The 18689-nt window shown below is 36.3% G+C and carries 17 protein-coding genes; 10 read left to right on the forward strand and 7 right to left on the reverse strand.

The window, feature by feature from the left end:
* Positions 1-16: 16 nt before the first annotated feature.
* Both ULVI_RS10220 and miaE read right to left on the reverse strand, forming a co-directional pair.
* A complete protein-coding gene (locus ULVI_RS10220; RefSeq protein WP_241780976.1) occupies positions 17-1150 on the reverse strand; it encodes an MBL fold metallo-hydrolase in 1134 nt (377 codons plus the stop codon).
* 35 nt (positions 1151-1185) lie between these two features.
* The gene (miaE, locus tag ULVI_RS10225; protein WP_068592425.1) at positions 1186-1767 is read right to left on the reverse strand and encodes a tRNA-(ms[2]io[6]A)-hydroxylase; all 582 of its coding nucleotides are present in this window, start codon (positions 1765-1767) and stop codon (positions 1186-1188) included.
* Between the two features lie 251 nt (positions 1768-2018).
* Here miaE and ULVI_RS10230 point away from each other — a divergent pair, with 251 nt between their 5' ends.
* The gene (locus ULVI_RS10230) at positions 2019-2351 is read left to right on the forward strand and encodes a DUF2853 family protein (RefSeq protein WP_068592427.1); all 333 of its coding nucleotides are present in this window, start codon (positions 2019-2021) and stop codon (positions 2349-2351) included.
* An 82-nt stretch (positions 2352-2433) separates the two neighbouring features.
* Here ULVI_RS10230 and prfB read toward each other — a convergent pair.
* Positions 2434-3541, reverse strand: a protein-coding gene (gene prfB, locus ULVI_RS10235) for a peptide chain release factor 2 (RefSeq protein WP_157632608.1) whose coding sequence is annotated in 2 segments (ribosomal slippage) — positions 2434-3477 and positions 3479-3541 — 1107 coding nt in all. Because the reading frame shifts where the segments join, the coding sequence is not laid out codon by codon here.
* Between the two features lie 257 nt (positions 3542-3798).
* On the opposite strand from prfB, the gene ULVI_RS10240 reads away from it, so the two are divergent.
* Genes ULVI_RS10240 through ULVI_RS10250 form a run of 3 tightly spaced genes read left to right on the forward strand, consistent with a single transcriptional unit; the run spans position 3799 to position 7920 of the window.
* Positions 3799-6207 (forward strand): zinc-dependent metalloprotease, encoded by a 2409-nt coding sequence (locus tag ULVI_RS10240; protein WP_068592431.1) that lies wholly within the window; start codon positions 3799-3801, stop codon positions 6205-6207.
* 52 nt (positions 6208-6259) lie between these two features.
* The gene (locus tag ULVI_RS10245) at positions 6260-6892 is read left to right on the forward strand and encodes a hypothetical protein (RefSeq protein WP_157632609.1); all 633 of its coding nucleotides are present in this window, start codon (positions 6260-6262) and stop codon (positions 6890-6892) included.
* A gap of 5 nt (positions 6893-6897) precedes the next feature.
* A complete protein-coding gene (locus tag ULVI_RS10250) occupies positions 6898-7920 on the forward strand; it encodes a threonine aldolase family protein (RefSeq protein ID WP_068592434.1) in 1023 nt (340 codons plus the stop codon).
* Here ULVI_RS10250 and ULVI_RS10255 read toward each other — a convergent pair.
* A complete protein-coding gene (locus tag ULVI_RS10255; protein WP_068592436.1) occupies positions 7917-8240 on the reverse strand; it encodes a YegP family protein in 324 nt (107 codons plus the stop codon). The two genes, ULVI_RS10250 and ULVI_RS10255, sit on opposite strands and share 4 nt — an antisense overlap.
* A 240-nt stretch (positions 8241-8480) precedes the next feature.
* Here ULVI_RS10255 and ULVI_RS15800 point away from each other — a divergent pair, with 240 nt between their 5' ends.
* Both ULVI_RS15800 and ULVI_RS10265 read left to right on the forward strand, forming a co-directional pair.
* Complete coding sequence (locus tag ULVI_RS15800) at positions 8481-10172, forward strand: OmpA family protein (protein ID WP_068592439.1); 1692 nt, start codon at positions 8481-8483, stop codon at positions 10170-10172.
* Positions 10173-10293: 121 nt separating this feature from the next.
* Complete coding sequence (locus ULVI_RS10265) at positions 10294-10761, forward strand: thioredoxin family protein (RefSeq protein WP_068592441.1); 468 nt, start codon at positions 10294-10296, stop codon at positions 10759-10761.
* Between the two features lie 151 nt (positions 10762-10912).
* Here ULVI_RS10265 and ULVI_RS10270 read toward each other — a convergent pair whose 3' ends face one another.
* On the reverse strand, positions 10913-11236 hold the full coding sequence (locus tag ULVI_RS10270; protein ID WP_068592589.1) for a YbaB/EbfC family nucleoid-associated protein: 324 nt from the start codon (positions 11234-11236) through the stop codon (positions 10913-10915).
* A gap of 65 nt (positions 11237-11301) precedes the next feature.
* On the opposite strand from ULVI_RS10270, the gene ULVI_RS10275 reads away from it, so the two are divergent.
* The 3 genes from ULVI_RS10275 to ULVI_RS10285 all read left to right on the forward strand — a co-directional run bounded on the left by ULVI_RS10275 (position 11302) and on the right by ULVI_RS10285 (position 15953).
* Positions 11302-13437 carry a S9 family peptidase gene (locus ULVI_RS10275; protein WP_068592443.1) on the forward strand — a complete coding sequence of 712 codons (2136 nt, stop codon included), beginning with the start codon at positions 11302-11304 and terminating at the stop codon, positions 13435-13437.
* A 79-nt stretch (positions 13438-13516) separates the two neighbouring features.
* The gene (locus ULVI_RS10280) at positions 13517-14554 is read left to right on the forward strand and encodes a PLP-dependent cysteine synthase family protein (RefSeq protein WP_068592445.1); all 1038 of its coding nucleotides are present in this window, start codon (positions 13517-13519) and stop codon (positions 14552-14554) included.
* Between the two features lie 139 nt (positions 14555-14693).
* Entirely contained in the window at positions 14694-15953 is a 1260-nt protein-coding gene (locus ULVI_RS10285; protein WP_068592447.1) for an aminotransferase class I/II-fold pyridoxal phosphate-dependent enzyme, read from the forward strand.
* A 216-nt stretch (positions 15954-16169) separates the two neighbouring features.
* Here the strand turns inward: ULVI_RS10285 and ULVI_RS10290 are convergent, their stop codons facing one another.
* Both ULVI_RS10290 and ULVI_RS10295 read right to left on the reverse strand, forming a co-directional pair.
* Positions 16170-17288: a GTP cyclohydrolase gene (locus ULVI_RS10290; protein ID WP_068592448.1), complete on the reverse strand. Its 1119-nt coding sequence runs from the start codon at positions 17286-17288 to the stop codon at positions 16170-16172.
* A gap of 11 nt (positions 17289-17299) precedes the next feature.
* The gene (locus ULVI_RS10295) at positions 17300-18325 is read right to left on the reverse strand and encodes a transporter (protein WP_241780977.1); all 1026 of its coding nucleotides are present in this window, start codon (positions 18323-18325) and stop codon (positions 17300-17302) included.
* 85 nt (positions 18326-18410) lie between these two features.
* Between ULVI_RS10295 and ULVI_RS10300 the strand changes: the two genes are divergently transcribed.
* Positions 18411-18674 (forward strand): DUF4834 family protein, encoded by a 264-nt coding sequence (locus ULVI_RS10300; RefSeq protein WP_317039837.1) that lies wholly within the window; start codon positions 18411-18413, stop codon positions 18672-18674.
* Positions 18675-18689 lie beyond the last annotated feature (15 nt).

Consider the following 18689-nt stretch of genomic DNA (forward strand, 5'->3'; position numbering starts at 1 on the left):
TCTTTTCAGTGAAAAATTAGTGGTATTGTTCCCACCAATTAGAAGTAGGTGATGCTTCTCCAAGAATGACAGGTTCTCCAATAATAGGAGTTGTAATTTTAATATTTGCTTGAGAAGCTGCTTTATACACTCGATCGGCAGGATCGGTCCATGAATGAAGCGCAAGTTTAAAAGCACCCCAGTGAATAGGGAGCATTAATGTTGCTTGTACATCGATTGTTGCTTGAACGGTCTCTTCTGGCATCATGTGGATTAAAGGCCACTGCGTATCGTATTGTCCACATTCCATTAGTGCAATATCGAAAGGCCCATATTTTTCTCCAATGTCTTTAAAATGGGTATCGTATCCAGAATCTCCACTGCAAAATATGTTGCTGCCATTTCCTTTAATGACCCACGAACTCCATTGTGTCCGCATACGATCAAGAATTCCCCTTCCCGAAAAATGTCTGGCGGGTGTTGCAACGAGGTTAATACCATCAAAGCTGGCGCTTTCCCACCAGTCTAATTCGGTGATCTTTTCGGGCGCTACTCCCCATGATTTTAAATGGGCACCCACTCCTAGGGGAACGTAGAATCGTGCTGTCTTGTCTTTCAATTTTTTAATACTTCCGTAATCCAAATGGTCGTAATGATCGTGTGAAATAAGTATGGCATCCAATTGAGGAATTGCTTCAATAGCTAGTGGTAATGTGTCGTTGAAGCGTTTGCTACCCAGCCAGGGATGTGGAGCTGGAACATCGCCAAGCATAGGGTCTAAGAATATTTTTTTACCATCAATCTCTATAAGTAGCGCAGAATGGCCGAACCAAGTAATTTTTGTAATAGTGTCTGCTGTTGCTTGTATTTCTTCTGAAGTAATCTTGTTTACAGGAATAGATTTATCGGGGATTTTATTGCCTTTTGTAAAATATTCTTTTAAGGTTTTAGTATAGTTCATGTCTCCCTCAACACTAGTTTCCGAAAGGTTTTTAAACTTTCCGTCTAATTGGTTTTTAGACCTATTGATCCGCTCGAGATCGTCTCCTTTGGGGGCAGCCCCGAATTGAGGAGAAAAGTATAAGAAAAGAAACGTTACAAATAGTAATATTCCGATAATAGAGGAAATAATTCCGAGGATCATTTTAAAGATTCTAAAGAGTTTGTACATGTGTTTTAAAGTTCATGGCTTAGACCAAACCTTTATTACCCGTGAATTGTTTCAGATTTACCGTACCTAGTAATTACTTCTGCTTCAAATTCGATGAGCTCTTTCCAACGTTTTTCTACATCGAGTCCCTTTCCGTATTGTCGGGCAAATCCCAAAAATGTCGTGTAATGCCCGGCTTCACTAATCATTAATTCTCTGTAAAACGCTGCAAGTTCAACATCTTTAATACGCTCAGAAAGCAATTTAAAACGTTCGCAACTTCTCGCTTCTATCATGGCAGAAAACAGCAATCTATCTACCATACTTTGCTGTCTGCTCCCTCCTTTATTCATAAATTTATAAAGTTCATTTACGTAACTATCTTTTCGTTCCCGACCGAGTGTAAAGCCTCTCTTTTTAATGATCTCATGGACCATTTCGAAGTGTTCTAATTCTTCTTTTGCTAATTTTAATAGATCTGTAACAAGTTCTTCGTGTTCAGAATTAAGGGTTATAATTGTAATGGCATTGGTAGCAGCTTTTTGTTCGCACCACGCATGATCGGTAAGAATTTCCTCTATATTGTTTTCTACGAGAGCAGCCCATCTCGGGTCTGTAGCTAATTTTAAACGCAGCATTGATTTTTTTGTGTGAATATAGGGAAAGTTCTTGTCTTGCCATTTATAAGGTTTAAGATTTATAAAAACAGGTATTAAATAATTTAATTTAATGTACTTTTTAATTAGGCTATTCTTTCTGTAAGAAAAATGCTGTTAATATAAACGAACACTCAATTCCAACTTGTATTACTGAATAATTCCAACTTTTTTTTCTATTTTAGGACCAACCTAAAACTTAATTTAATTAATAATAATTTAAAAAAAGAAACATGAGCGAAACTGAAAATAAATTAGCCGAATTAAAAGCTACCGCAGAAAGTCAGTTAAAAGAGTGTGGAGTAAGTAAAGTCGATAACGATAGACTCGATGAACTTGTAGGTCGAATGCGAACTATGGTAAACAATAGAGATGCAGTATTGGTGTCTACAGGAGATGAAACAGAATTAGAAACAGTTCGTAGAAATTTTGTTGTAAAAAAATTAGGGGTTGATGATAAGGATAAAGGACGTGAAGCTGTTCAGGCAGTTGGAGAAAAAATGTCTGGAATTCGCATGAAAAGTCGAGCGGCTTTTTATTACTTATTACAAGATCACTTGAAATAATATATATCGCTAATACAGGCGAACAAAAAAAGGCTGTTTTCTGTAGAAAACAGCCTTTTTTAATTTAATAATCTATATTACTTTATAACTCGTTAGTTTCTTCCTTTTGCCCCGTCATCATTAAATAGGCCTTTAAAAATTCATCAATGTTCCCATCTAGAATTGCATCGGTGTTTCCACTTTCATACCCTGTACGTACATCTTTAACGAGTTTATAGGGGTGCAACACGTAATTTCGAATTTGCGAGCCCCATTCAATCGCCATTTTACTGTCCTCAATCTCTGCGCGTTGCGCTTGTTGTTTGCGCAGTTCAATTTCGTACAATTGAGATTTTAGCATCTGCATAGCTTTCTCACGGTTTTCCAATTGCGATCGGGTTTCACTATTGTGAATTACAATACCACTAGGTTTATGGGTAAGAATCGCTTTAGTTTCCACTTTATTTACATTTTGTCCTCCAGCACCACTACTGCGCGCAAAGTCCCAAGATATATCCGATGGATTAATGTCGATCTCAATCGAATCGTCGGCTAATGGATACACATAGACACTTGCAAAACTGGTGTGTCTTTTTGCATTACTGTCGAAAGGAGAAATACGTACTAAGCGATGTACTCCGTTTTCACTTTTTAACCAGCCAAACGCATATTCACCATCTATTTCGATCGTGACAGTTTTTATACCAGCAACATCACCCGATTGAAAATTGAGCTCTTTTACTTTAAATCCGTTTTTTTCTGCCCACATGAGATACATGCGCATGAGCATTTCTGCCCAATCGCAACTTTCGGTCCCACCGGCACCAGCAGTGATTTGAAGTACGGCACTCATTGAGTCCCCCTCTTCACTTAACATGTTTCTAAATTCGAGTGCTTCAACCGCTTCTAGGGCTTTTCCAAATCGAATTTCAACATTTTCGGCAATGCCTTCGCCTTCTTTAAAGAATTCGTAAATCACCTCGGCATCTTCAAAAAGATCGACGGCGGCTTGATAATCATCCACCCATTTCTTTTTATTCCGAAGTAATTTCATAAATGCTTCTGCCTCTTGCGGATTGTTCCAGAAGTTCGGGTCGAAGGTTTTTTCTTCGTCGTTTCTTATTTCTATTTGCTTACCAGCAACGTCAAAGATACCTCCTTAACGCATCCAGGCGATCTCTGAGATCATTGAGTTGATCTAATGTAATCATTGTCTTCAGTTTAGAGTACACTGCCCGCAATAGACGGACAATAATGGGTTTTTTTATATAAACCCCGAACTGTAAAAGTAGCATTTAACCCCTTCAGAAAAAAGAAAAATAACGATCCATGTTCCTAAAAGGCAAGAATAATTAATCATTAATATTTTCTTAGATTTATACCTGGTTAAAACCCTCTGATATTCTCATAGTTTTGAAGACCAATAATATTTTCCCTTGATTTTTAATGAATAAATACCCAGCAGACTATGAAACGATTTACAGTCCTATTCTTTTTCTTCGGAATCCAATTACTTGCCGCTCAATTTCTAGATAAAAAGGAACAATTACGGTCTTATGAAGGTTTTTTTAATTTTCACTATTCGGAAACTGAAGGAGAAATATATCTAGAGGTGCCTGCCGATAAAATTAATTCAGAATTTCTGTATGTACATTCGTTACGCACAGGAGTAGGCTCGAACGATATAGGATTAGACAGGGGGCAATTAGGAGGAGGCGTTGTTGTATCATTTCTAAAAAGTGGTAACAAGTTACTTTTAGTACAAAAGAATTTAAACTTCCGTGCCGAAAGTAACAACGAACTGGAACGAAAATCGATTGAGGAAGCATTTGCGACTTCTGTATTATTTGGATTTGACATAAAAGAGACCAAAGGAACTACTTATATTATTGATTTTACTCCATTTTTGTTACTTGATGCACATGGCGTGGCAACAAAACTTAAAAAACAAAAAGAAGGTACTTATAAACTGGATAAGACACGTAATACCCTTTGGATGGAACGAACAAAATCTTTTCCGAAGAATTCAGAATTTGAAGCCATGCTTACTTTTACAGGAGAACCCACAGGAAAAAATCTTAGGAAGGTTTCTCCCGATGCTTCAGTTATTACCGTAATACAACATCACAGTTTCGTTGCCCTGCCAGACAAAAAGTATACTCCAAGAGTGTTTCAACCAGGGTGTGGTGCTTTTCCCTTAACGTTTATGGATTACAGCACACCCATTTGGGAGCCTATTACCAAACGCTTTATAACCCGACACCGGTTAACAAAAAAACACCCCGAAGCAGCGCAGAGCGAAGCTGTAGAACCCATTATATATTATCTCGACCCAGGTACTCCAGAACCAGTTCGTAGTGCACTGTTAGAGGGAGCCTTGTGGTGGAATGAGGCATTTGAAGCTATTGGATACACGAATGCATTTCAAGTAAAAATGCTTCCTCCCGATGCCGACCCGATGGATGTTCGGTACAATACCATACAATGGGTGCATCGTTCAACCCGTGGATGGAGTTATGGGAGTAGTGTGACAGACCCTCGAACAGGCGAAATAATAAAAGGGCATGTTAGCTTAGGAAGCTTACGAATTAGACAGGATTTTATGATCGCTCAAGCATTAATGAACCAGCCATTTAAAAACAATAATGCGAACTACCAACCGATGCTGGAAATGGCATTAGCACGCATTAGACAGTTGGCTGCTCATGAAGTAGGACATACCTTGGGTTTTGCTCATAATTTTGCGGCAAGTGCGACTAATAACGCAAGCGTAATGGATTATCCACATCCCTTTTTAAAATTAGAGAATGGCACAATAGATTTTTCGAAAGCATATGATAGCGGAATAGGAACTTGGGATAAAGTAACAGTGGCTTATAGTTATGCCGATTTTTCAAAAACTATGTCTGAAGCTGTTGCACTCCAAAAAATCATAGAAAATGCAGCTGCCGAAGGACACCGATTTATTAGCGACTCGGATGCTCGATCACAGGGAGGGGCTCACTCAACGGCACATTTATGGGATAACGGGAGTAATGCTTCAGTAGCATTAAAAACAACTCTTGAAATTCGTAAAACCGCCATCAATAACTTTTCCGTAGATAACATTAGAACAGGAGATCCATATTCAGTATTAGAAGACGTGTTTGTTCCGCTATATTTCTACCATCGTTTTCAAACAGAAGCGGCAGTTAAGCTTATTGGAGGTATAGAATATCGGTATGGAGTAAAAGGGGATGAGATGTTTATACAACGTATATTATCAAAAAAGGATCAAATGCAGGCGCTAAAAAATGTTTTAGAAACCTTAAGTCCAGAAGCCCTAGCGATACCAAAAGAAATACTGGAACTATTTCCTCCACGTGCATACGGGTATCAACGCACTCGGGAATCTTTTAAAAGCAAAACAGGTGTAAGTTTTGATGCATTAGGGGCTGCTGCAACAGCAGGCGACATGACAATTGCATTGTTGTTAAACCCCGAGCGATGCAATAGATTGGTGCAACAAAAAGCGTTAGATCCTAGAAATTTAGGGTTAGAGGAAATGCTTACAGAAATAATTAAAACGGTGTTTTTAGAAAGTAAACAAAGCGCTTATGAAAATGAAATAACACAAACCCTTCAATTTATTACTGTGCAGCAAGTTATTGGTTTAATCTCTTCTGAAAAAAGTACTCATCAAACGAAAGCGTTAGCAAATCAGATTTTAAATAATCTATTAAAAAAATACATGAATTCTACTAATGCTTATTCTGAAGAAATAATTAGAATGATTGAAGAATACAGAGCTCAGCCAGAAAAATTTGAAAAAATAAAACCTCCAAAAATTCCCGATGGAAGCCCTATTGGGAGTTTTCAATGTTTTGTTTCACAATAGCTTTATAGTTAAATATATTTAATATTTTTGAATACCAACCTTCAGGGGATTGATGAGTATGATAAAAAAAATACTTTTCTTTTTAATGCTTATTTCGGTTACTTGCGTCTTTTCACAAAATGACAAGACATATGTCGATCAATTAATTGACGAATTTATTCTAGAATTAAAAGATAAAGGAATAGATCAATTCTTTTATACCCAGCGATATTGTGTAGGTGAAATTGTGATTTATGACCTTGGAAACAATCAGCGGTGTATTAGTAAGGGGACAAATTACGAAACCTATTTTTTTTGGGAGAAGGATGAAATTGTTTATGGAAAAAAAATTGATAACTGCGGAAGCTATTACCCCTTAATAATTGAAAATAAAGATCTTATTACTTTTATGAATTTTCACTTTCAAGAACTTCGTTTTGGATTTGTACGGCCATTTATTTCAGAAAATAGGAGAAAAGTACCTTCTTTACGAACCCCTATTTATGCCTGTTATCGAAATTTTCAATTTATTAAAGGTGACGAGACTGTAGGACAGACTTACAACACTCGTTCTACGACAACAGAGCCTGATATGGAAAACGTAAATTATATTTACAATAGCAATCTTAAAATAGTACTTTTTGATAGATTGCTTAACACAGCAATTGAGAATATTGAATTGAGTACAGATCTAAAAAGAATATAATTACTATGACCATTGACCTTAGAAGTGATACTGTAACTAAGCCAACTGCTGCCATGTTACAAGCAATTATAAATGCAGAAACTGGCGATGATGTATATAAAGAAGATCCCACTGTAAACGAGTTAGAAGAAAAGTTAGCATCTCTCTTCGGATTGGATAATGCGTTATTTTTTCCCACGGGGAGTATGGCGAATCAAGCTGCCATTAAATTACATACACAACCAGGAGAGCAACTCATTTGTGATAAATGGGCACATGTATTTAACTATGAAGGCGGTGGTGTTTCATTTAATAGTGGCGTTTCTTGTAAATTAATAGATGGAAGCAGAGGGATGATTACAGCGGCCCAAGTAGAAGAAAACATAAATCCTCCTGATTTTTATCATAGTCCGTTAACCACATTGGTGTGTCTAGAAAACACAACCAATAAAGGGGGAGGGGCATGTTATGATTTGGAAGAAATAAAAAAAATTCGCTCTGTTTGTACTGCACATGGTCTAGGTTTACATTTAGATGGAGCGCGCTTATTTAATGCATTAGTGGCAAAAAATGAAGACCCAAAAGTGTACGGGGAAATTTTCGATACAATTTCTATATGTCTTAGCAAAGGTCTTGGCACTCCGTTAGGAACAGTGCTCATTGGGACAAAAGAAATAATGAAAAATGCAATACGTGTTCGGAAAGTATTGGGGGGAGGGATGCGCCAAATAGGTTTTATGGCTGCTGCTGGCATTTATGCCTTAGAACATCATGTTAAACGATTATCGGAAGATCACCAAAAGGCTACAGAAATTTCAGAGGTTCTAAAAAAACAAAGTTATATCGCATCAGTAGAGCCTACAGAGACCAATATTGTTATTTTTACACTCAAGCCTGCTTTTTCAGAAGAAGTCTTTATGAAAGATCTTTCAGAAAAGAAGATTCGAATAAGTGCTATGGGAAAAGGAAAGCTAAGGGTGGTAACACATTACGATTATACCGAGGAGATGCACAAATATTTTTTAGATACGCTTAACGCTTATAGCTAAAGTTCTTTCGTCTCAGCATCAACCGCATGTTTTTGAACCGAAACAATACCATTTTGCAAACCAGATTCCCCAACATAAAGCTGACTGCTACCAATAATTTTTCCGTTTTTTGCTTTTAGGTTAAAGAAAAATTTTCCGTTTCTAGATGTTTTACGTTCAAACTTAGTGTCATCGGCACAATTTTTTTGAACGGATGCTATTCCATTTAAAGCGCTCATCTTACTTTCGTACGTTTCACTTGTTAAAATCACCTGTCCATTCGCAGCTTTTAGAACGAAGTGAAATGTGCCTTTTTCTTTATTTTTGGTTAACTCGAACATAATCTATTAATGTTTTAATTTGGATTGTTAAAATTCTAAAAAAAAATTGATTTAGCTCTATTGAAACAATAAATTAATACCGTAGAACTAATATTTTTTGGACGTTGTACTTAATCCTCTTAATTTGACAACTAGTCGAAAATGAAGGAGGGCAATGAAAGTTTGTCCGTTTTTTTTTAGTAAATTTATGTCTATAGCACTAATTTCGTGTCAAATAAATAACCTTAAACATCAACAAACATGAAAAAAATTATTTTATTAGGTCTTTCTTTACTGGTTGCTTCTGTAGCTTTTGGACAAGATCTACCAACAAACCCTGAGCCTGGTAAATGTTACATTCGTTGTGTAACTCCTGACGTTTGGGTGAACCAAGAAGTGACGGTACAGGTATCCCCTGCATACAAAAAATTAAGAGTGGTACCAGCACAATACGAAAGAGAAACAATGACCGTAGATGCTAAATCTGCTGGAACTACCTTAGAGGTGATCCCTGCAGAGTACGCTACAGAGTCTTTTGACATTGTTACAAAGGAAGCCTCTCAAAGTCTTATTAAAATAGGTTCAGAAAAATCTACCGATACTGAAACAGTAACTGTGTCTGACGCAAGTTATAGTCTTCGTGTGGTTCCTGCAGTTTACGAAAACAGAGATTTCGAAGTAGTAGTGCAACCAGCGTATCAAAAAGTTGAAATTGTACCAGCAGTATACGAAACAAGAGATGTCGTAATTACTGTAAAAGAGCCATCGCAGCGATTAGAGGTTATTCCAGCGCAATGGGGAACTGAAACTGTAACTTATACAAAGAAAGAAGGTGGATCGTCTATTAGAACTACTCCTGCTAGTTTTACTTCAGACTACGAGTCTATTGAGGTTAAGCCTGCTACGGCTCGTTGGGAAATGAGTGATACTCCAGCTGCTGAGTGTGCTTCAAGCGACCCTAACGATTGTAGATACTGGTGTTATAAGGGAATTCCTGCTGAATTTACTACAGTAAGTGTACAGCGTTTAGCAACAGACGCATCTTTCGTGAAAACTCCAGATTGTGCTGACGGAAGTAACTCAAGTGGCGAAGATTGTACTGGAACGTATACAAAAACGGTTATGACAAGTCCTGCAACGACTCGTGTAATTGATATTCCTGGTGAAACTAAAACAGTTAAAACTACTGTTATGGTAACGCCTCCAACAACGAGAACTATTACTGTTCCTGAAGTTAGAAAAACAATGTCTAAAAGAGTTATGGTAACACCTCCAACTACAGAGCGAATCGAAATTCCTGCTGAGACTAAAACGGTAACTAAAACTCTTTACTCTAACGAAACTACAAGAGTAGAAACTTCTCCTGCAGTATCTAAGACGTTTACGAAGCGAGTAATGAAAACTCCTCCAACCACTAGAACTGTAAACATTTCTGGTAAGTCTCAATCACTTACTGTTACAAAACTAGTAGCAGACGCAAGAGTAGAAGAGGAAACAGTTCCTGCTGTAAGTAAAACAGTTACAAAAGAAGTTCTTCAACAAAAAGGTGGTCTTACTACTTGGAAAGAAGTTGATTGTGAGTTAGTAGAATATCAAGCACTTCCAATAAACTGGAACTTAGGTAGCGCTACATTAACTGCAGAAGCTAAAAGTCTTATTGATACGCGCTTAATGCCTGTTTTAAATCAGAACGAAGGAGCTCGATTAGAAATTGTTTCTCATACAGATTCAAGAGGAAGTAAAACTTCGAATCAAGATCTTTCTGAAAGAAGAGCTCAAGCTGTTGTAACATACCTTCAAGCGAAAGGAATAAACAGTAGTTTATTAGTAGCTAATGGTTTTGGTGAAACAAGACTTAAAAACAGATGTGCAGACGGAGTATCTTGTACAGAACGTGAGCACGCTATTAACCGTAGAACTGAATTCAGATTAATGAATAACAGTGGTAAATAGTGTTATAATACACTAAAATAACCATCGACACGTTTTAAGAGAATTCCCATTAATTTGGGAATTCTTTTTTTTTGTGTCATCTTTGGCACATAATATGTTGAATATATTTAAAATACATCTTATGAAACGACTCTTGATAATTGTTTTTTTATTTTCGGGCTTTCTTGGTTTTGCCCAAGATGAGTTAATTACTCTTAATTGGCATACAGATCTTGAAGAGGCAGAGAAAATTTCTCAAGCTGAGAACAAACAAATTTTGGTTTATTTCACAGGAAGTGACTGGTGTTCTCCTTGTATTGCACTAAAAAAAGATTTTTTTGAAACTTCAGAATTTGCAGATCGAGCAGATAATTTTGTATTGGTAATGATAGATTATCCTAGACGAGTCGATATACTTTCCGAAGACCAATTGGCATACAATAAAAAAATTGTAGCAAAATATAATAAGAATAAGTCGTTTCCAAAACTTGTAATGTTAAACGCTAAAGGACAAGAGTTAGGAAAGTTATCTGGATATAGTTCTTTTAATACCTATAAAGATACCAGTCATCATTTTGCTTTTGTAGATAAATTTAGCTCTTCTAATTAAAGCAAGAACAAAATAATGGATTAGTTTTAAGTTTAGTAAGGGAAGCCAATCTAAAATAAAAATCCACGAATATAATTTATTCGTGGATTTTTAGTAGTCAAAATAATAGAAGTACAATTCTATTAAATTACAATTTAAAGCACATCATGTTTTATTTTAAAAGGTCCATTCCAGGGATATTTGGCATGCCTTCTTTTGCTACAGCACCTATTTCGGTTTCGTTAATTTCTGTAGCTTTAGCTATTGCCTTATTAAGAGTGAGTACTAAATAATCTTCTAGTTGCTCTTTGTCTTCCAAAAGGGCATCATCTAAAGAAATGTTTTTAATTTCTCTATTGGCAGTAATTGTCACTTTTATTAATCCATCATTACTCGATTCATCTACTAATACTGTGTCAAGCCTCTTTTTTGTGGCTTCAACTTTTTCTTGGGTTTCTTTGAGTTTCCCCATCATTCCCATTAAATCTCCAAACATATCTTTCTTTTTTATATTCATTGCAAATTTACTACTTTGCACCGCTACAATTCAACCTTTTGTTTATGAAAATCGCACTAATTGTTTCTCTTACGTTACTAAGTTCTGCTATTTCTTGTAATAGTAAGGAAACCTCAAAAAATACTATGAAAATAACCCCTCCTACAACCGAAAAAAATGCTAAAAACCTTGAAATGCACGGCGATATTCGCGTAGATAATTATTATTGGTTAAACGACAAAGAAAATCCTGAAGTGATCGATTATCTAGAAAGAGAGAACGATTATTACAATAAAATGACAGCTCATACCGATGGTTTAAAAAAATCATTGTTCGAAGAAATGAAGGAGCGAATCAAAGAAGACGATTCATCTGTGCCGTATAAATTAAATGGGTACTATTATATCACGCGTTTTGAAAAAGGAAACGATTACCCAATATATACTAGAAAAAAAGAAACATTAGATGCGGAAGAAGAAATCCTTTTTAATGTCAATGAAATGGCTGAAGGATTTTCATATTACAACTTAAATGGAATAAATATAAGTCCGAATAATAAATTAGTTTCGTTTGGAATCGACACCGTGAGCCGAAGAAAATATACCATTTTTATAAAAAACCTTGAAACGGGTGAGCTTCTTGAAGAAAATATTCCACAAACAACAGGAAGTGCAACATGGGCAAACGATAATAAAACATTATTTTATACCCGAAAAGACGAAAAAACTTTACGTTCTAATCAGATCTACAAACACACTTTAGGAACTAATGCTTCAGAAGATGAATTAATTTTTACTGAAGAAGATGAAACTTTCGGAACGTATATCTACAAGACAAAGTCGAAGAAGTATTTAGTAATTGGCTCTTACAGCACACTTACTTCTGAATTTAGAATTCTTGATGCCAATACTCCAAATAAACCTTTTAAAGTCTTTCAGCCAAGAGAGCGTGGATTAGAATATAGTATATCTCACTTCGGAAGCTATTTCTACGTACTTACAAATAAAGATAAAGCCATCAACTTTAAATTGATGAAGACTTCAGAAACTGCAACAGGGAAAGAGCATTGGAGCGATGTAATCTCTCATCGGGAAGACGTACTTTTGGAAGATATCGATATTTTTAAGGAATATCTGGTAGTAAGTGAACGCAGTAATGGTCTAAATAAAATTCATATACAACGGTGGGACGGAAGCAAAGAGTACTATTTGCCTTTCGAAAATGAAACCTACACCGCTTATACTGTTCAAAATCCTGAATTTGACACAAAGATACTTCGCTATGGTTACAATGCATTAGGAACTCCTGCATCGATAATCGATTTTAATATGGAGTCTAAAGAAAAGGAAGTTAAAAAAGAAACAGAAGTACTTGGCGGTAAGTTCAACAAAGATAATTACGAATCGAAACGTGTATGGGCGACGGCAGAAGACGGTACTAAAATTCCTATTTCGATAATTTATAAAAAAGGATTCGAACAAAACGGTAAAAGTCCATTGCTCTTGTATGCGTATGGTTCGTATGGCTCAACGATCGACCCTTATTTTTCTACAGTACGGTTAAGTTTGCTAGATCGTGGATTTGCTTTTGCAATCGCACACGTTCGTGGCGGAGAATACTTAGGACGTCAATGGTATGAAGACGGAAAATTATTGAAAAAGAAAAATACATTTACCGATTTTGTAGATGCTTCTAAATTTTTAATTACTGAAAATTATACCTCTAAAGAGCATTTATACGCTTCTGGAGGTTCTGCCGGAGGACTATTAATGGGAGCCATCGTAAATATGGCACCTGAATTATATAACGGAGTGATTGCTTCTGTGCCTTTTGTAGATGTAGTAACGACCATGCTTGATGATAGCATTCCTCTTACCACTGGAGAGTACGATGAATGGGGAAATCCAAATGAAAAAGAATACTACGAGTATATGAAGTCGTATTCCCCTTACGATAATGTGGAAGCGAAAGAGTATCCCAATATGTTAGTAACAACTGGCTTGCACGATTCACAAGTGCAGTATTGGGAACCAGCAAAATGGGTTGCAAAGCTTAGAGAACTAAAAAAGGATGACAATTTATTACTACTACAAACTAACATGGATGCAGGGCATGGAGGAGCATCGGGTCGTTTTGAAGCATTAAAGGAAGTAGCTATAGATTATGCCTTTCTACTTGATATGGAGGGGATAAAAGAGTAATTAAAAAAAACTTAGTATCTTTGCCCTGTTTTAAAAACTGAAGTGATTTAACTTCTAATTTATAACAAAATAACTCTGTATGAAAGAAGGAATTAAAGCCTATTCGAATGTGTTAGAATTAATTGGTGATACACCGTTAATTAAGCTTAACAACATTACGGAAAAAATGCAAGGTAATTATTTTGCAAAAGTAGAAGCATTCAATCCAGGACACTCAAGCAAAGACCGAATAGCATTACACATTATTGAAGAAGCCGAAGCAAAGGGGATTTTAAAACCTGGGGATACCATTATCGAGACCACAAGTGGTAATACGGGTTTTAGTATTGCAATGGTGAGTATTATTAAAGGATACAAATGTATTCTGGCGGTAAGTTCTAAATCTTCTAAAGATAAAATAGACATGCTTAGAACAATGGGGGCTTCTGTCTATGTTTGTCCAGCGCATGTTCCAGCAGATGACCCTAGATCGTATTACGAAGTAGCTAAGCGGCTTCATAAAGAAACCGAAGGTTCTGTCTACATAAATCAATATTTTAACAAGCTCAATATTGAGGCTCACTATAAGACTACTGGTCCTGAAATCTGGAAACAGACAAATGGGCAAATCACGCATTTAGTGGCTTGTAGTGGTACAGGAGGAACAATCTCAGGAACTGCAAAATATTTGAAAGAACAAAATCCTAATATTCAAGTTATAGGGATCGACGCTTATGGGTCGGTGCTACAGAAGTATCATGAAACCAGAGAATTAGATAAGAATGAAATCTATCCATATCGAATTGAAGGTCTTGGTAAGAATCTAATACCCTCTGCTACCGATTTCGATCAGATTGACTATTTTATTAAAGTTACAGACGAAAGTAGTGCACACACCGCACGTGAACTAGCAAGAACAGAAGGGTTGTTTGCAGGGTATACGAGTGGAGCTGCTATGCAAGGGTTGAAACAACTGGATGAAGAAGGCGTTTTTTCGAAAGACAGCAATGTTGTCGTTATATTTCCCGATCACGGTTCGCGTTATATGAGTAAAATCTATAGTGACGACTGGATGGATCAGCAAGGTTTTATGGAAATGGAACCTGAAGAAGTTTCTGATGTACAATACATTAAGTAAGTTAAAATAACTATCAGAATAAAAAGTCGTTACTAACAATAACGGCTTTTTTTCTGTTCATTTCTTAGCGATAAAGGGTATGGTAGTGAAGAGAAATTTCAGTATTTTTGCCCCTTGCAATCATAATTTTTGACATTTGATGAAAGATTTATTCGATAAAATTTATAAAGACAAAGGTCCCTTAGGTAAGTGGGCAGAACAAGCGGAAGGGTATTTTGTATTTCCAAAGCTAGAAGGTCCTATTTCAAACCGAATGGGTTTTAAAGGTAAGGAAGTGATCACGTGGAGTGTGAACGATTACCTAGGGCTTGCAAATCACCCTGAAGTTCGTAAAGTAGATGCTGAAGCAGCTGCTGAATACGGTTCTGCGTATCCAATGGGTGCACGTATGATGAGTGGTCACACAGATCTCCATGAGCAACTTCAAAATGAATTAGCAGAATTTGTAAGTAAAGAAGCTGCCTATCTTTTAAATTTTGGATATCAGGGAATGGTTTCTACTGTAGATGCCTTGGTTTCTAAAGATGATGTTATTGTATATGATGTAGATGCCCACGCCTGTATTATCGATGGTGTTCGTCTACATTTAGGACAGCGTTTTACCTACAAGCACAACGATATGGAAAGTATCGAAAAAAATCTAAAACGTGCTGAAAAAGTTGCAGAAAAAACTGGCGGAGGAATTCTTTTAATTTCTGAAGGGGTCTTCGGAATGCGTGGAGAACAAGGGAAATTGAAAGAAATTGTCGCTCTTAAGAAAAAATATAAATTTAGACTTTTTGTTGATGATGCTCATGGTTTCGGAACGCTTGGAAAAACAGGTGCCGGAGCAGGAGAGGAGCAGGGAGTGCAAGATGAGATCGATGTATACTTCGCAACATTCGCAAAGTCTTTAGCAAGTACGGGAGCTTTTATAGCCGCTGACGAAGAAATTATTAATTACCTTAAATATAATTTGCGTTCACAGATGTTCGCAAAATCTTTACAAATGCAATTAGTTGTAGGTGCGTTAAAGCGTCTTGATATGTTGCGTACTATGCCCGAGCTTAAAGAAAAACTTTGGAAAAATGTTGATGCTTTACAAAACGGACTTAAAGAACGTGGTTTCGATATTGGAACGACGCAGAGTTGTGTAACACCAGTCTATCTTAAAGGAAGTATTCCTGAAGCAATGGCTCTTGTGAAAGATTTGCGTGAAAATCATGGTATTTTCTGTTCGATTGTAGTATACCCTGTTATTCCTAAAGGATTAATTCTTTTAAGAATGATCCCTACAGCTTCCCATACAATGGAAGATATTAACGAAACACTGGAAGCATTCTCAGCAATCCGAGAGCGACTAGAAAACGGAACATACAAGAGACTTTCAGCAGCAGTTGCTGCAGCTATGGGCGAGTAAACTTTATAGTTTTATAAAATTAAAAAAGCACCTGTTATTTTATAGCAGGTGCTTTTTTAATAAAACAATTTTTAAAACTCTAGTGTCTATTAAAGACATCGGTTTTATGTAACGCATACATAAGTTTTGCGTTAGGGATAGCAGTGAAAATCCTGCCTAAGCAGATTGAAACGTATAGCCCGACCTGAGGTGACGAGGGGAACGCCCAAAGTGGATTTAGAGTGACTTTTTAAAGGTGCTTCTTTCTTTGTGTTGAATTGGAGAGTAATCTTTCCAGAGTAATTGCACGGCTGTATTTTCAATAAGTTCGGGGTTGGTTTCTACCGTATCGATGCCTTTTGAATTAAATAAATATTGCATCTCTTCGAAAATAATAGCGGTAACTCCTTTTCCTTGATATTCTGGATCGATGCCTATTAAATAAAAAGCGGCACGGTCATTTTTTCGTTGTGCTTTCCATAAATGATACCAGCCAAAGGGGAGAAGGCGTCCGTTAGCTTTTTTTAATGCTTTGGTAAACGAAGGCATGACAATAGAAAATGCGATAAGATTTCCTTTTTCGTCCTGTATACACGTAATATAATCTGGCTGAATAAAGGTAAAATATTTCTCTTTGTAGTAGTCAATTTGATATTGTTGTACCGGCACAAATGTTTGTAGTGTATTATACGTCTTATTTAAAAGATCGAACATCACATCTACGTAGGGAAGAATTTCCTTTTTGTTCTTAAATGTAATTACTGAAAGCTTGTAGCGTTGTTTTACTATTTTCGAAAACTTAGCTACTTTTTCTTTAATGGACGAAGGAATGCTTAGTTTATATTCTACCCAGGTTGCTTGTTTTTCGAAACCTAATTTCTCAAAATGTTCTGCATAATATGGATAGTGGTACCAGGTAATCATGGTATTCATCTCATCGAATCCCTTGGTTAAAATCCCCGCTTTTTCCATGTTCGAAAACCCGACAGGACCTTCGGCATATTCTAAATTATGAGCATTTCCAGCTTCATACACTTTTTCTAACAACGCTTTGGTTACTTCAATATCATCGATCATGTCTAACCAACCAAAACGAACTTTCTTTTTTCCTATTTCGTTAATTTCTAGATGGTTAATTATTACCGCAATGCGCCCAACAATCTCATTTTCTTTATAGGCAAGAAAATAGGATGCTTCTGCATTTTTAAAAACTGGATTCTTTGTTTTGTCCAGTGTTTCCATTTCGTCTTTTATCAACGGTGGAACCCAGAACTCACAGTTTTTATACAGAGTAAATGGAAAGGTTACAAACTGTTTAAGTTCTTGTGTAGAGTGAATTTCTTTTATCGTAATCATAGAGTCATAAGCTAAAGTCTTCCGTCGCCATTATCGTCCTCATCTTCAAAACCATCTTTGCGTTTGTTATTCTTTTTCTCTTTTTTGTTTTTTTCTTTTCTTCTCTTGTCACGACCCGACTTTCCTTTTTCTTCAATAAACTCGTCTTTCGAATGCATATCGAAACGGTATGCTGCACCCACTCGTACATACAGCCTAGAGGGAGTGTCTTTAAAGTTTACCATTCCAGAAAGGTCAACATGCAGATCTTTATTAATTAAAACAGCTGCTCCACCTCGTAACAATTGGTCGGCGTAAAAATCGCTTTTTAATCCTTGATTTTCAAGAAAAACTGAAAAATAATCTGTGACCGAATGCGTAAGGGTAACAATATATCCATAGGTTGGGAAGTCTGTAGTGACGCGGTCTACAATGATATTTGTAACAAATACCCAACCGCCAATCCAATTATTTTGTGTGGATAAAACAAATTTAGGACTAATAGTTTGTTCAAATTCTGGCGAAAACGGATTGTCTTCGAAGTCGAAGTTAACTCCAGCGTATAGGGAAATAGCAGGTATGAGATCTGCCCATTGAAATCTATTATTTGCTTTCCAACTATATAAATTAGGACCTTCAAGTTGTCTTTTGCGATACGGATCGTAAAAAAGATATTTTGCTCCGAGTGTATTGCTTCGGAAGTTTGCAAATTTATCTTCACTAACGACTGAAGAATTTGCAAAATTTACCGTATTCGATTGAAATTCTCCAATTAAACTAATTTCAAGCTCTTCTTTTAATAATCCATAGCGTAAACTATAATCCCAACTAAAGGCATCTGTTTCAGTATTAAATAAGCGATGTTCTTCTTTGCCCAACGAAAAACCAGTTTCTAGTTGTAGTACATTTGTACCCACCGAAAATGCACCTTGAGAAACTCCAGGGCGATTGGTGTTAATCATATCTGTATACTGAGCGGATACTTGTAAGAGTGGGGTAAAAACAAGAATAAGAAATAGAAGGATGGGGTGGTGCATACAGTTCGTTGTTTCTTTCAAAGATATAAGTTTTATCATTTATTTAATAGTTGATTTTCTTCTTTTTCTACAGCAATCCGTATTTTTGAAAAAAGTATAATTTATTATGATGACTTTTCTAAAAACGATTTTAGTCATACTTCTCGTATATTTTGGACTAAAGTTTTTAATACGTTTGTTGACGCCTTACATTATGCGATATGTCGCAAAAAAAGCAGGACAAAAATTCGAACAAGCTTTTGGGCAAAATCCAATGCGTTCAGAACCACAAAAAGAAGGAAAAGTAACTATCGATAAAAAACCTCCTTCTACACGACGAACTAAAGAAACAGTTGGAGAGTATGTTGATTTTGAAGAGATAAAAGAGTAAATCTCCAATTATATT

This window comes from Cochleicola gelatinilyticus (assembly GCF_001637325.1).
GTDB classification, from domain to species: Bacteria; Bacteroidota; Bacteroidia; order Flavobacteriales; family Flavobacteriaceae; genus Cochleicola; species Cochleicola gelatinilyticus.

Coding starts and splice junctions, on each gene's coding strand:
- ULVI_RS10280 (WP_068592445.1), top strand. CDS start 13,517: ATGAAAGAAGGAATTAAAGCCTATTCGAATGTGTTAGAATTAATTGGT.
- ULVI_RS15800 (WP_068592439.1), top strand. CDS start 8,481: ATGAAAAAAATTATTTTATTAGGTCTTTCTTTACTGGTTGCTTCTGTA.
- ULVI_RS10250 (WP_068592434.1), top strand. CDS start 6,898: ATGACCATTGACCTTAGAAGTGATACTGTAACTAAGCCAACTGCTGCC.
- ULVI_RS10290 (WP_068592448.1), bottom strand. CDS start 17,288: ATGATTACGATAAAAGAAATTCACTCTACACAAGAACTTAAACAGTTT.
- ULVI_RS10265 (WP_068592441.1), top strand. CDS start 10,294: ATGAAACGACTCTTGATAATTGTTTTTTTATTTTCGGGCTTTCTTGGT.
- ULVI_RS10240 (WP_068592431.1), top strand. CDS start 3,799: ATGAAACGATTTACAGTCCTATTCTTTTTCTTCGGAATCCAATTACTT.
- ULVI_RS10245 (WP_157632609.1), top strand. CDS start 6,260: ATGAGTATGATAAAAAAAATACTTTTCTTTTTAATGCTTATTTCGGTT.
- ULVI_RS10270 (WP_068592589.1), bottom strand. CDS start 11,236: ATGTTTGGAGATTTAATGGGAATGATGGGGAAACTCAAAGAAACCCAA.
- miaE (WP_068592425.1), bottom strand. CDS start 1,767: ATGCTGCGTTTAAAATTAGCTACAGACCCGAGATGGGCTGCTCTCGTA.
- ULVI_RS10275 (WP_068592443.1), top strand. CDS start 11,302: ATGAAAATCGCACTAATTGTTTCTCTTACGTTACTAAGTTCTGCTATT.
- ULVI_RS10300 (WP_317039837.1), top strand. CDS start 18,411: ATGATGACTTTTCTAAAAACGATTTTAGTCATACTTCTCGTATATTTT.
- ULVI_RS10285 (WP_068592447.1), top strand. CDS start 14,694: ATGAAAGATTTATTCGATAAAATTTATAAAGACAAAGGTCCCTTAGGT.
- ULVI_RS10230 (WP_068592427.1), top strand. CDS start 2,019: ATGAGCGAAACTGAAAATAAATTAGCCGAATTAAAAGCTACCGCAGAA.
- ULVI_RS10255 (WP_068592436.1), bottom strand. CDS start 8,240: ATGTTCGAGTTAACCAAAAATAAAGAAAAAGGCACATTTCACTTCGTT.
- ULVI_RS10220 (WP_241780976.1), bottom strand. CDS start 1,150: ATGTACAAACTCTTTAGAATCTTTAAAATGATCCTCGGAATTATTTCC.